The organism is Luteimonas kalidii (assembly GCF_029887935.1).
Classification (GTDB): Bacteria; Pseudomonadota; Gammaproteobacteria; order Xanthomonadales; family Xanthomonadaceae; genus Luteimonas; species Luteimonas kalidii.
The window spans coordinates 508,452-521,008 of record NZ_JARXRO010000018.1; the positions used below are offsets into that span (position 1 = coordinate 508,452).

16 protein-coding genes and 1 pseudogene are annotated in these 12,557 nt (G+C 71.3%); 8 read left to right on the top strand and 9 right to left on the bottom strand.

The window, feature by feature from the left end; genetic code table 11:
- Positions 1-263 precede the first annotated feature (263 nt).
- The 5 genes and pseudogenes from QFW81_RS13295 to QFW81_RS13315 form a co-directional block, all read left to right on the top strand.
- Entirely contained in the window at positions 264-1,520 is a 1,257-nt protein-coding gene (locus QFW81_RS13295; protein WP_425604038.1) for a sensor histidine kinase, read from the top strand.
- The gene (locus QFW81_RS13300) at positions 1,517-2,158 is read left to right on the top strand and encodes a response regulator (RefSeq protein WP_280579388.1); all 642 of its coding nucleotides are present in this window, start codon (positions 1,517-1,519) and stop codon (positions 2,156-2,158) included. The genes QFW81_RS13295 and QFW81_RS13300 overlap by 4 nt, the downstream gene beginning before the upstream one ends.
- Before the next feature lie 244 nt (positions 2,159-2,402).
- Positions 2,403-3,575, top strand: a complete 1,173-nt coding sequence (locus tag QFW81_RS13305; RefSeq protein ID WP_280579390.1) for a polyketide cyclase — start codon at positions 2,403-2,405, stop codon at positions 3,573-3,575.
- Positions 3,576-3,651: 76 nt separating this feature from the next.
- Positions 3,652-4,020 carry a DUF423 domain-containing protein gene (locus tag QFW81_RS13310; RefSeq protein WP_280579391.1) on the top strand — a complete coding sequence of 123 codons (369 nt, stop codon included), beginning with the start codon at positions 3,652-3,654 and terminating at the stop codon, positions 4,018-4,020.
- A gap of 3 nt (positions 4,021-4,023) precedes the next feature.
- A pseudogene (locus QFW81_RS13315) lies at positions 4,024-4,221 on the top strand (DNA-3-methyladenine glycosylase 2 family protein); the annotation flags it as partial.
- Positions 4,222-4,236: 15 nt separating this feature from the next.
- On the opposite strand, the gene QFW81_RS13320 reads toward QFW81_RS13315, so the two are convergent.
- From QFW81_RS13320 to QFW81_RS13350, 7 genes are all read right to left on the bottom strand, one after another.
- Entirely contained in the window at positions 4,237-5,034 is a 798-nt protein-coding gene (locus tag QFW81_RS13320; protein WP_280579393.1) for a M15 family metallopeptidase, read from the bottom strand.
- A gap of 167 nt (positions 5,035-5,201) precedes the next feature.
- Entirely contained in the window at positions 5,202-5,618 is a 417-nt protein-coding gene (locus QFW81_RS13325; protein ID WP_280579395.1) for a DUF3887 domain-containing protein, read from the bottom strand.
- Between the two features lies 1 nt (position 5,619).
- Positions 5,620-5,790: a DUF4177 domain-containing protein gene (locus QFW81_RS13330; protein ID WP_280579396.1), complete on the bottom strand. Its 171-nt coding sequence runs from the start codon at positions 5,788-5,790 to the stop codon at positions 5,620-5,622.
- A 223-nt stretch (positions 5,791-6,013) separates the two neighbouring features.
- Entirely contained in the window at positions 6,014-6,196 is a 183-nt protein-coding gene (locus QFW81_RS13335; RefSeq protein ID WP_280579398.1) for a type II toxin-antitoxin system antitoxin, read from the bottom strand.
- Positions 6,196-6,531, bottom strand: coding sequence for a hypothetical protein (locus tag QFW81_RS13340; protein ID WP_280579399.1), 336 nt, complete (start codon positions 6,529-6,531; stop codon positions 6,196-6,198). The genes QFW81_RS13335 and QFW81_RS13340 overlap by 1 nt, the downstream gene beginning before the upstream one ends.
- Positions 6,532-6,535: 4 nt before the next feature.
- Entirely contained in the window at positions 6,536-7,384 is an 849-nt protein-coding gene (locus QFW81_RS13345) for an SPFH domain-containing protein (RefSeq protein ID WP_280579400.1), read from the bottom strand.
- 14 nt (positions 7,385-7,398) lie between these two features.
- Complete coding sequence (locus QFW81_RS13350) at positions 7,399-7,527, bottom strand: hypothetical protein (protein ID WP_280579402.1); 129 nt, start codon at positions 7,525-7,527, stop codon at positions 7,399-7,401.
- Between the two features lie 222 nt (positions 7,528-7,749).
- Between QFW81_RS13350 and purT the strand changes: the two genes are divergently transcribed.
- Both purT and QFW81_RS13360 read left to right on the top strand, forming a co-directional pair.
- On the top strand, positions 7,750-8,949 hold the full coding sequence (gene purT / locus QFW81_RS13355; protein WP_280579403.1) for a formate-dependent phosphoribosylglycinamide formyltransferase: 1,200 nt from the start codon (positions 7,750-7,752) through the stop codon (positions 8,947-8,949).
- Positions 8,950-9,056: 107 nt separating this feature from the next.
- Complete coding sequence (locus QFW81_RS13360; RefSeq protein ID WP_280579404.1) at positions 9,057-9,455, top strand: hypothetical protein; 399 nt, start codon at positions 9,057-9,059, stop codon at positions 9,453-9,455.
- A gap of 21 nt (positions 9,456-9,476) precedes the next feature.
- Here QFW81_RS13360 and QFW81_RS13365 read toward each other — a convergent pair whose 3' ends face one another.
- Together QFW81_RS13365 and QFW81_RS13370 are read right to left on the bottom strand one after the other, a co-directional pair.
- On the bottom strand, positions 9,477-10,661 hold the full coding sequence (locus tag QFW81_RS13365) for an endonuclease/exonuclease/phosphatase family protein (RefSeq protein ID WP_280579405.1): 1,185 nt from the start codon (positions 10,659-10,661) through the stop codon (positions 9,477-9,479).
- 47 nt (positions 10,662-10,708) lie between these two features.
- Positions 10,709-11,431, bottom strand: coding sequence for an arginyltransferase (locus QFW81_RS13370; protein ID WP_280579407.1), 723 nt, complete (start codon positions 11,429-11,431; stop codon positions 10,709-10,711).
- Positions 11,432-11,598: 167 nt separating this feature from the next.
- Between QFW81_RS13370 and QFW81_RS13375 the strand changes: the two genes are divergently transcribed.
- Positions 11,599-12,255, top strand: coding sequence for an EF-hand domain-containing protein (locus tag QFW81_RS13375; protein ID WP_280579408.1), 657 nt, complete (start codon positions 11,599-11,601; stop codon positions 12,253-12,255).
- Positions 12,256-12,557 lie beyond the last annotated feature (302 nt).

Genomic DNA, 12,557 nt, shown 5'->3' on the forward strand with positions numbered 1-12,557 from the left:
CCCCGGTCGCGTCGCACGGGACGGCTGTCGCCGACCCGGCGCGCCGCATCGCCGACGGGCGACCGGATACGTGGCATGCCTCGGGCGCGGACCCGCTCACCGGCACCGCGGGCCGGTCGACGACGGAATCGCCGCGTGGCGGCCGCCGCGGCGCCGGCGCGGATTATCGCACGCCGCCCGCCCCCCCCGCGACCGCGCGCGAGGGCCGTCCGCATGACTTCCGAGGGGCTCGCCGGCTGGCGGAAAGCGCCTACCATGGCCGCATGCTGTCGCGCCTCGACCATGCCCGCCTCCTGCGCTACGCCGGACTGTTCACCTGGGTGGTGATCGTGATGCCGCTGTGGCTGATTTCCGGTCCGGTGGACGAGGCCGATCCCGCGGCGGTCGGAGCCGGCTGGCATGCATGGGTGGCGTGGGCGGTGTTCGGCGGCAGCTTCGCCTGGCTGAGCCGCGCCCTGGACGCGCGGCGCGTCAACCTGCTGGACTACGTGCTGCTGGTGCTGATGATCGGCAGCGCGGTCGCGCTGAGCTACTACAGCAACAGCGGCCTTGGGGTGCTGCTGCTGATGGTGGCGGCGTGCGTGCTGCCGTGGCTGCTGCCGCTGCCGGCCAGCATCGGCGTGCTGGTGCTCAGCGAACTGGTGGTGATCCCGGTCTATACCCGCGCCCTGGGTTTCATGTGGTTCGAGGCGGTCATGCAGTCGGTGCTGTATGCCGGCTTCACCTGCTTCGTGTTCGCCACCGGTTACGTGGCGCGGCAGCAGGTCCTGGCGCGCGACGAACAACGCCGGCTGAACGCTGAGCTCCGCGCCACCCGGGCGCTGCTGGCCGAGAGCGTGCGGGTGAACGAGCGCACCCGCATCTCGCGCGAACTGCACGACCTGCTCGGCCACCACCTCACCGCCCTGAGCCTGAACCTGGAAGTCGCCAACCACCTGGTCAGCGGCCAGGCGCAGGAGCACGTCACCCAGGCCCACACGCTGGCCAAGCTGCTGCTGAGCGACGTGCGCGAGGCGGTGAGCCGGCTGCGCGACGACGACGCGATCGACATGCGTGCGACCCTGCTGCCGCTGGCCGACAACGTGCCCGGCCTGCGCATCGACATGGACATGCCGCAGACCTTCCTGGTCGACGATCCCGAGCGCGCGCACGTGCTGCTGCGCTGTACCCAGGAGATCATCACCAATGCGGTGCGCCACGCCGAGGCCGGCCTGCTGCGCCTGCGCTACGGTTTCGACGGCGACGCGGTGGTGCTGGAGGCGCGCGACGACGGCCGCGGCGCCGAGGTCGCCACCGCCGGCAACGGCCTGCTGGGCATGCGCGAGCGCCTCGCGGCCCACGGCGGCGCGCTGCAGGTGGAGACCTCCCCCGGCCACGGGTTCGCCGTGCGCCTGCGGCTGCCGATGGAAGGCAACGTGGTGGCGCTCGACGCCGCCGCGCCGGGCGTTCCCGCATCATCCCCGCCATCCGTCGCGGCCGAGGCCGGCGCGATCCGACATCACCCGCTGGAGGTTCCATGATCCGTGTCTGCCTGGTCGACGACCAGACCCTGGTGAGGCAGGGCATCCGCTCGCTGCTCGCCCTCGACGGCGGCATCGAGGTCATCGCCGAGGCCGGCGACGGCAAGCAGGCGGTGGAGCTGATCCCGCAGGTCAAGCCTGACGTCGTGCTGATGGACATGCGCATGCCGGCGATGTCCGGGCTGGAGGCGCTGCAGGCGCTCTCGCGCAGCGGCGAGCTGCCGCCCACCATCATCCTGACCACCTTCGACGACGACCAGCTGGTGCTGGCAGGAATGAAGGCCGGCGCCAAGGGCTACCTGCTCAAGGACGTGTCGCTGGAACAGCTGGTCGGCGCGATCCGCACCGTGGCCGGCGGCGGCTCGCTGGTGCAGCCGGCGGTGACCCAGCGCCTGCTCTCGGGTCTGGAGCACATGCGCAACGAGTTCGTCAGCCTCGACCGTCCGGACCCGCTCACCGACCGCGAAACCGAGATCCTGCGGCTGATGGCGGGCGGCTTCTCCAACAAGGAGATCGCCAACTCGCTGGGCGTGGCCGAGGGCACGATCAAGAACCACGTGTCGAACATCCTCAGCAAGCTCGGCGTGCGCGACCGCACCCGGGCGGTCCTCAAGGCGTTCGAACTGCAGCTGGTCTGAGGGGGCGGCGGGGGCACGGCGTCCCGCGGGCCGTTCCGCATGCGCGTCGCGCGGTTGGCCGAACGCGGGGACGCGAGCACGCATGCCCGCTGCCCCGTGAAGACCCGATGCACGTGCGGCCGGGTTCCTCGCACGGCCGGCCCATGCCCCGGAGAGCAATTTCGACTCGCCCCGCGCCGGACAATCTTGCTACGATTGGCCACTTGCGCCTGCGATGGCAGGAAATGGTCCCGGAGAACCCTGAATGACCCGTTTGCTCGAGATCCTGATTTCAATGGCGATCGTCGCCGTGCTGTTCGTGCTCGTTGCGTTGTTCCTGCCGTCGAGCCGCACGATCACCGAACAGATCGAGACCAACCGGCGCCAGTCGATCGTCTTCGACACCCTCAACAGCCTGCGCAGGTTCGACGACTGGAACGCGCTGCCGATGCGCGATCCGGCGGCCCGCCTGTCGCTGTCCGGCCCGGAATCGGGCGTCGGCGCCCGCCTCGACTACGAGTCCGACGAGCGTTCGCTGGGTGAGGGCAGCTGGGAGATCGTCGAGAGCGAGCCCGACTCCCGCGTGGTGTACGCACTCGAGACCCCGGACCGGGGCGAGAACAAGCGCATGGAGTTCCAGCTCCAGCCGACCGGCCGCGGCGGACGCAACATGGAGATCACGCAGACCTACCACGTCGATTACGGCTGGAACCTGCTGGGCCGCTACGCCGGCATGTACGTGCGCGGCCACGTCGGCGAGGACATGAAGCTGGGCCTGTCCAAGCTCGCCAGCATGCTGGCCGCGGTGCCCAACGTCGACTATCGCGCCGACGGCGTGCGCCTGACCGACCTGGGCGTGGTCGATACCCCGGCCGAGAACCTGCTGTCGGTCTCGGCCGGCGCGGTGGAGCGCAACAACGAGGTCATCAAGGATTCGATGAAGTCGAATACCGAGTGGATCAAGCGCACGATGGATGCGAACGATCTCGAGCCTGTCGGCCCGCTGCGCATCGTGTCGACCGAACTGGGCCGCGAGAACTATACGTTCGACGTGGTCCAGGCGGTGCGTCGCAAGGGCGCCGGCACCCCGGGCGACGACGACGAGAACGAAGACGAGGCCAACGGCGACGAGGCCGAGGGCGAGGACGCGGCCCCGACCGTGGCCCAGGCGCCCGCGGTCGACGAGGGCGAGCTGAAAGTCGAGATCCCCGGTGGCGCGCCGGTCGAGTACATCCGCGTCGAAGCCGGCAAGGCCGCCCGCGGCGAGTACGTCGGCTATATGGCCGAGCTCGAGAACGTACGCAATGCGGTCCGGGCCTGGGCGTTGACCCACGGCTACGAGGTCACCGACCGTCCGTTCGAGTACTACAACAACGGCATCGACGAGGCGTTCACCGAGAACGGCGAGTTCGAGGTGTTCTGGAGGCTGAAGGAATAAGCCCCGCCACGCCGACGCCAGTCTCCGCCGCGCGCCGCATCCTCCGGATGCGGCGCGTTGCGTTCGGGGGTGCGCGATGACGGCGTCGCTGCCGGCCTCACGAGGCGTGCCCTGGCTGCGCGCGGCCGGCGCCCTGCTCGCCGGCCTGGGCGTGGCGCTCTCTGCATATGCCGCGCACGGTGCCGAGGTGGCGGTCCGGGCGAACCTGCAGACGGCGGCGCTGCACGCCTTCGGGCATGGCGTCGCGCTGGCGGCGCTGGCGCGCGGCCCGATCGCACGCCTGGCGCGACTGGCCCTGTCGCTGCTGCTGGCGGGCAGCGTCCTGTTCGCCGGTTCGCTGGCCTGGAAGGCGCTGGCCGGGGGGTCGTCCGCGGCCGCGCCGTTCGGAGGCGGGCTGGTGCTGCTGGGCTGGCTGCTGTACGCGATCGCCGCGCTGCGGGACTGATAGATGCCGCGTCATGCGCGCGCGTTCGATACGCAGGCCGCCCGGGACTACCTGCAGCGGCGCGACCGACGGCTCGCGGGCGGGATGCGGGGCCTGGGTCCCAACGGGCCGGAGCCGCGCTGGCGCAAGCCATTCGATCCGGTCGATTCACTGGCCCGCGCCATGGTGTTCCAGCAGTTCAGCGGCAAGGCCGCCTCGACCGCCTGAGTTCGATCCTCAACCCACGCTGCCGTAGCGCCAGTGCCAGGGTTCGTAGACGATCCCGTGCGGATTGCCGCGCGGGTAGCTCATGCTGAAACCATGTGCCGCGGCGTGCCCGGTGAGCCAGGCGAACGCGCCGGTGGCCTCGAAGGATTCCTCGGCCGGCGGTTCGCCGGGGGTGCCGATGTCGAGCGCCACGCCGGCATGGTGTTCGCTGAATCCGGGCGCGGCGTTGACCCCGAGGATGGCGTCCACCGTCTGCCCACGTGCGCGCTTGCGCTCGAAGATCGCCAGCTGGTAGTCGTGGCTGCGGTAGCCGGAGATGGCCTCGAGCACGATCCCGTCGCGCCCGGCCGCCTCGCGCATCCGCTGCCAGGCACGCGCGGCGCTGCCCCGCAGCCACAGCGGCCGGCGGTAGCGGTCGAAGCCGGCCAGCACCAGTACGGCGGGCTCCGGCACCAGCGCGAGCCCGCTGCTGCCTGCGTAGGCGGCGGCGTTGATGCCCAGGTCCTCCAGCCTTTCTTCGACGTCCCGGTGCGGCAGGGTGTCGGTGTCGGCTGGCCGCTGCGGCAACGGCGCGTCGAGCAGGTCGAGTGCTTCGCCCACTCCGGGCTCGCGGCCGAGCCGCGGCACCAGGGGCATCAGGCCGGCCTCCAGGACGGCGGCCAGATAGCGGCCGTCGCGCTTGCGTCGCAGCACCCGAGTCGCGCGCGCGATGACACGCGCGTCTGCGCTGGCGCGTGCCCGCAGCAGCCATGCCGGCCAGAGTTCGATCCGGGCGCTGTTGAGCAGGGTGAGGGCGCGCGGATGCATCCGTGCAGCTTAGCGATGGAGCGGGGCGGTTGCCATCGACCGGCTCCTTCGCGCTCGACGCGCGCCGCGCCGCGGCGGCGTGACGCGCTGCGGGCGGACAGGACGACCCATGGCCCCGGCCCGTGCGCTCCGGTCGCTCCGCGCCGCGATGGCCGTGCGGACCCGCGCTACTGCGGGCCGCCACCGGCCGGTACGAAGTGCAGCCCGCCGACCTTGCCGTCGCCATCGATCGCGACGGTGGCGTCGAGATCGACCTGCTCGCGCTCGATCCGGAAGATCACCACGGTGTAGCCATCCTGCCGCACCACGAGCGGTTCGCTGCGGGACGAGACCGATCCTGCGGCATCAAGCTGGCGCTGCACGTCCGCAAGCTTCGCCGGATCGAGCGCGGCCTGCATCTGGGCGTTGAACGTCGTGGCGACGCCCTCGAAATCGCCGGCGTCCATCCTGTCGAGCACGTCGGTGGCCAAGGCCACGGCGCCGGCATCGGCCTCGGTGGGAGGTTCCTGGCAGAGCGCGGGCGCGGACACGGCCCAGGACAGGGCCAGACCCAGGACCAGCGCGATAGAGCGGTGGAACGGCATGTCATTGCTCCTTCTTGAGATACAGCCGCACGGCCATCCCGTGCGGAACCGCGGACACCAGTTCCCAGCCCTGCGCGCCCAGCTGGGCCAGCTTTTCCTCGATCGCCGGTGCCTGCAGGCCCAGGAACGACCCCTTCAGCTCGACCACCTTGTACTGCCAGCGCTTGCTCATTGCGAATTGCCTCGTGTCTGAACCGGGTGGAGAAGACGCGGCACTGCACGCAGTCGTCGGGGCCTGCGCGTTGCCGTCCAACGACGCTGCCTGCGGTCGCGAAGTGACCCGGACGCGCGGTCGACGGCGCGCATGCGGCGCGCGATGGGGGACTGCCTGCTGCCAGAGATCCGCGACCGGCGGATCGCCAGTGGGCGGGTCGGCGCGGTCGAAGGGAAGCGCCTCATGGCGGATCGTCGCGGTCCGCGGGCGGGTCCAGGGGCAGGCGACCGGCCTTGCGCAGCGCGTCGCGCAGCACATACTCGATCTGCGCGTTGAGGCTGCGCAGTTCGTCATCGGCCCACTTCTGTGCGGCCCCGAGCACGTCGGCGCCGATGCGCAGCGGATAGGCCTTCTTCTCGGCCATCAGCCGCCGGTCCCGTCCCGGCGCGCGCGGAACACGGTCACCAGCATCGCCACCGCCAGCCCGTTCACCACCAGCACCATCACCGCGGCGAGCGCCAGCACCCGGGTGTCGTCGCCGCCCCAGGCCGCCAGGCCGGCGGCCATGGCCAGCATCACCACACCGACCATCCGCATCAGCCGCGCCAGCCGCGAATCGAGCGCCCGTCGCCGGCCCTCGGTCATTCCGCGACTGCCGCCTGCGACCGGCAGCCGGCCCGCGCCCAGCCAGCCCGCGGTAACGAAGGCGGGCAGGGCCATCAGCGCGAACACCAGGGCGGCGACGTGGTGGGGTTGCATCGCCCTAGTACAGCGAACCGGCGTTGACGACCGGCTGGGTGCCGCGGTCGCCGCACAGCACGACCAGCAGGTTGCTGACCATGGCCGCGCGCCGCTCCTCGTCGAGCTTCACGGTCCCGCTCTTCTCCAGTTCGGCCAGCGCCATCTCCACCATGCCCACCGCGCCGGCGACGATCCGCGTGCGCGCGGCGATCACCGCGTTCGCCTGCTGCCGCTGCAGCATCGCGTGGGCGATCTCCGGGGCGTAGGCCAGATGGCTGATGCGGGCATCGACCACGTCCACGCCGGCGGCGGTGAGGCGCTCGTCGAGCTGCTCCTTGAGCCGGTCGGAGATCTCCGCCGGGTGGCTGCGCAGCGAGATCTGGTCGTCCTCGTGCTGGTCGTAGGGGTAGCTGGTGGCCATCGCGCGCAGCGCCGCCTCGGACTGGATGTGGACGAAGCTCTCGTAGTCGTCGACGTTGAACACCGCTTCGGCCGAATCGACCACGCGCCACACGATCACCGCCGCGATCTCGATCGGCGAGCCGTCGAGCTCGTTGACCTTGAGCTTGCCGCTCTCGAAGTTGCGCACCCGCAGCGAGACCTTCTTCTTGCTGTAGAAGGGGTTGTTCCAGCGCAGGCCGTTCTCCTTCACCGTGCCCACGTACTTGCCGAACAGGCTCACCACCGCCGCCTGGTTGGGTTCGACCATGTAGGCGCCCAGCATCAGGAACACGGCGGCCAGCGCCAGTGCGATCGCGGCGACCACCAGCCCGCCGCCCTGAAGCAGCAGCCAGCCCGCGGCCAGCACGGTGGCGAGCAGCGCGAGCAGCACCGGAATGCCGGGCATCGAACGCATCGGATTCTCTTTCATGGACATCCCCGGACTCAGTGACGGGTGGACAGGAGGGCCGCGCCGGCGAGGGCGCCGCAGGCGGACAGTGTCGCCAGCAGGGCCACGAGACGGCCGGCGTGGCGCGGATGGCGTCGTTCGATCAGGCGGACGATGTGCAGCATGGTCGGCTCCCCGGGAGGCTGGGCTGATTGATATCAATTTGATATCAACCTTGTCAAGCGCGTCCGGTCTCGGGGTGGGTCGCCCGGCATCGCCTGTGCCTCCTGCGCCGACAGGGATCTCGACAGGCGGCCTTCCTCGCCCCAGTCGGCGGGCATCGATCCCGCAGGCGGCAGCGGGCCGCTGGCTAGAATGGGGCCCCTGTCGCGCCCGGATCGCTCCGCATGCCCACGCTCGGTACCCCGCTCTCCGCTTCGGCCACCCGCGTGCTGCTCCTGGGGGCGGGGGAACTGGGCAAGGAGGTCGCAATCGAACTGCAGCGGCTCGGGGTCGAGGTGATTGCCGCCGACCGCTATGCCGACGCGCCGGCGATGCAGGTCGCCCACCGCGCGCACGTGCTCGACATGCTCGATCCCGCCGCGCTCGAAGCCCTGATCCGGGCGGAAGCCCCGCACCTGGTGGTGCCCGAGATCGAGGCGATCCATACCGAGACCCTGGTGGCGCTCGAGCGCGACCACGGCCAGCGGGTGGTCCCGACCGCCCGCGCCGCGCGCCTGACGATGGACCGCGAGGGCATCCGCCGGCTCGCGGCCGAAACGCTGGGCCTGCCGACCTCTCCCTACCGGTTCGTGGACACCGAGGCCGAGTACCGCGCCGCGATCGCGGCCATCGGCCTGCCGTGCGTGGTCAAGCCGGTGATGTCGTCCTCCGGCAAGGGTCAGAGCACGGTGCGCAGCGACGACGCGGTCGGTCCTGCCTGGGAGTACGCCCAGACCGGTGGCCGCGCCGGCGCCGGACGCTGCATCGTCGAAGGCTTCGTCGATTTCGACTACGAGATCACGCTGCTCACCGTGCGCCACGCGGGCGGGACCGCATTCTGCGCACCGGTCGGGCACCTGCAGCGCGACGGCGACTACCGCGAGAGCTGGCAGCCGCAGCCGATGTCGCCGCGCGCGCTGGAACACGCGAAGCAGGTGGCCACCGCCATCACCGACGCGCTCGGCGGCTGGGGCGTGTTCGGCGTCGAGCTGTTCATCAAGGGCGATGAGGTGTGGTTCAGCGAAGTCTCGCCGCGGCCGCACGATACGGGCCTGGTCACGCTGGTCTCGCAGGACCTGAGCGAATTCGCCCTGCATGCGCGTGCGATCCTCGGCCTGCCGCTGGGCGAGGACGCGGAGGGCTGGATTCCGCTGCGCGGACCGTCCGCGTCCAGCGCGCTGCTCGCGCAGGGCAGCGGCGTGCCGGTGTTCGGCAACCTTGCCGCCGCGTTGCGCGCGCCGGACACCGCGCTGCGGCTGTTCGGCAAGCCGGGGGTCGAAGGCCAGCGGCGGGTCGGGGTGACGCTCGCGCGCGCGGAGTCGGTCGAGGCCGCGCGCGCCGTCTCGCGCGATGCGACCGCCGCCATTACCATCGAACTGCGGTAGCCGGCGGCGCCAGCGCGCACCGCCACGTATCGCCATCGCGGCGCGATGCTGCCGGCGCGGACCACGAACAGGCGCGCGGCGCGACTCATCTTCGAAAGGAGCCAGACATGAACGGAAACAGCGGCTACGCCGTGTTCTTCTACCCCCAGGCGCTCGAAGCGCTGGGCGAGGCGATCAAACCCTACCTGCAGGAGGGCGAGGCCGGTCCGCACATCTCCTGCAGCGAGGTGGATACGGCGGGCGCGTTCGTGGAGATGACCATGTTCGGCCGCACTGCCGAGGGCCAGGACGTCACCCTCGAACTGATGGTGCCGTCGAGCATGGTGCGGATGATCGTCTCCAGCCAGCAGGCGGGCAGCTTCGGCTTCCGGCCGCACGGGCAGGAGGGGCCTGTGGTCACGGCCGCGACCACGGCGACCACCACCGCCACCGCGACGTCCGGTACGCCGGCGGGTGCGCCGACCACGCCGGTCGCCAGCCCCGGGAGCGTCCCCGGCCCGGCGTGATCCCGCGGACGCGGGCCGCACTCAGCGCTGCAGGTCGACCCAGACCAGGTGGTGGTCGCTGGCGGCCGCCAGTTCCGCGTCCGGATCGCCGGGGGTGGGCCAGAACACGCCCGAGCCCACGAGCGCGAAGCCCGTCGAGGGCAGCGCATAGTCCAGCCGCAGGTTGCCCACGCGCGCGCCGAAGCGGCCGGTGTCGTGCGCGTGCGATCCGCGGTGCCGGCCGTTCTCGCCGCCATCCTCCGCCGCGGCCAGCGCGGCGCCCTCGCTGCGCGGCGTGGCATGCCGCAGCACGCGCGGGTGTTCGAGCAGTTCCACGATCGCCTCGTGTTCGCCGGCACCGTCGGTCGGGTCGTTGTTGAGGTCGCCCAGGATCACGAAGCGCGCGTCCGCGGCCAGGCCGCCGCAAGTGCCGGCGTCGTCGCACAGCCAGGGCGTGTCGTCGGGCGAGAGGTACTCGCGCCACAGCCGGATCTCGTCGTGGTTGCGCAGGCCGTTGCGGTTCTCGGGGCCGTCGAAGGTCGGCGGCGTCGGGTGCGAAGCCAGCACGTGCAGCGGGCCGAGTGGCGTCTCGACCGGCACGTCCCAGTGCGACTTCGACGACAGCCGCAGCTGGTTCCAGATCGCATCGGGATGGAACGGCGCGCCGGTGGCGGGATCGACCGGACGCCGTGCGCCGGGCATCGCGCTCCACTTCAGCAGCCGGAACGTGCGTGCGGCGGCGGTATCGATCGGATAGCGCGAGAGCAGCAGCATCCCGTACTGGCCCGGGTGCAGGCCGTAGCCCCAGGCATCGTTGCCGCGCTCGCGGCCATCGCCGCCGACGCGGCCGCTGTTGTCGAGGTCCAGTCCGCTGGGTTCGCCGGTGTTGACCGGTGCCAGGTAGCGGTAGGGATAGTGCAGCGCGTCGCCACCGCCGGACTGCGGCCGTTCGAGATAGCGGCGCTGGAACAGGTCGGCCGCGCGGCCCTCGGAATCGAAGTCGAACTCGTTGAGCAGCACGATGTCCGGCCGCACCTTCTGCAGCACCGCGGCGATCCTGCGCGCCTGCGCGTTGCCCAGCTGCAGCCGCTGGACCAGGCCGCCGGCGTCCTCGTCGTAGAGCGAGACGTTGTAGGTGGCGACGCGCAGCGGCGGGGTTTCGGGCATCTGGGGTTCCGGTGGAGGAGGCGTGCCGTGTACGTCGACGCGGACGCAGCCTGCCAGCATCAACGCAAGCGCGACGACCGGGAGGCAGAGAGCGGGCAGACGCTGCGTCACATGTCCCCCAGCGCATCGAACGGACGCCAGCGGCGGCCGTCGAAACCTTCCAGGGGGCGGAAACGGCGCTTGTAGTCCATCTTGTCGTGGTTCCGGATCCAGTAGCCGAGGTAGAGGAACTCGCGTCCCTCGCGCGCGGCCCAGTCGAGCTGCCGCAGGATGGACAGGGTTCCGAGTCCGCGTCCGGCGGCGTCGGGATCGTAGAAGGTATAGACCGCGGACATCGCGCGCGGATCGACGTCGGTGACGGCCACCGCCAGCAGGCGTCCCTCCTCGCGCAGTTCCACGAAGCGCGTGTTGGCCCAGCTGCCGACCAGGAACTGGTCGAACTCGTGTGCGCCGTGGGTATCCATGCCGCCGCCGGGGTGGCGCGCGCGCAGGTAGCGCAGGTACAGCGCCAGCCGCTCCTCGTCGCGCCGGGCAGGCAGCACCCGCGCTTCGACGTCCCGATTGCGCTCGAGGCAGCGGCGCTGGCTGCGGCCGGGCCGGAAATCCCGCACCGGAATGCGCACCGCGACGCAGGCACGGCAGTGCGGGCAGTGCGGCCGGTAGACGATGTCGCCGGAGCGGCGGAAGCCCCATTCCAGCGCCTGCGGATAGAACGCGGGCAGCCGCTCGTCGTGCGGATCGAACACGAGGTCGCGCGCCGTGCGATCGGGCCAGTAGCCGCAGGCGTGGGTGCCGGTATGGAACAGCCGCAGGTTGTCGTTCTCGCCCATGCGTGTCGACGCTCCGATGGGTCCCAGCATACTGCGCATGGGTCGCAGCGGTCGCGACCTCCGTGTGTCGGCCGGCTGAACGCGACCGCGCGCGGGTCAACCGGCGGGCGCGGCGGGCGTTGACGGATGCACGGCGGCGCTGGAGCCGCATCCCGAGGATCCGAGAAATGACGCACAAGACCCTGTTCATCGCGCTCGCGCTGTCGCTCGCGACGGTGGGCGCCACTGCCGCTGAACCTGCTGCGTCCGCCGAGCGCGGCGCGAGGCCGACGCTCGACACCAATGGAGACGGCGCGATCGATCGCAGCGAGGCGGCGAAGTTTCCCCGCCTTGCCGCGAAGTTCGACACCCTGGATCGCAATGCCGACGGGCGCCTCGACGCCAGCGAGCGGCCGCAGCGCAAGCATCGCGGCCATGGCAAGGGGCGGCGCGGGCACGGCGGTTTCGCCCATCCCGAACGCCTCGACACCGACGGCGACGGACGCCTGAGCCGTGCCGAGGTCGACGCGGCCAAGGGTGGGCGCGAGGGCCGGCCCAACAAGCTGGCCGAGCAGTTCGCGGCGATCGATGCCAATGGCGACGGCTTCGTGGTCCGCAGCGAACTGCGGGCCTGGCACGCAGCGCAGCGGCCGCAGCACGAGGCTGAGATGCGCAAGCGCTTCGACGAACGCTTCGCCGCGGCCGACCTCAATGGCGACAGCAGGCTGAGCCGGGTCGAGGTGGACGAGAAGATGCCGCGGCTGGCCAAGCGCTTCGCCTGGATGGACGACAACCGCGACGGTTTCCTGAGTCGCACGGAGCTGCAGCCGCCGCAGCGTCGCTGATCGCTGCCTGATGACCGGAGCCCGCGTCGCAGGACGCGGGCTTTTTCTTGACTCCCCCGTCCCGGCGACAAGGCCCTGGCCCCGGACATCGACCGGGGCGTCGGGGACGGACGCCCTTGACGACGGATGTCCCCCGGCAACGGGCTGCGCGTCTGTCGCCTCCGCGTTGATTTCGTAGCCAAGGGCATCCGCACCCGACGTGCGGAGAGGGTTGGCCTTCGGCGGGGACTTGCGAGTTGCACGACTGCCCTCGCGCCCGCAAGCCGAGCGCCGTCCCGACCGGCAGGCCTTTGCGGCGAAAT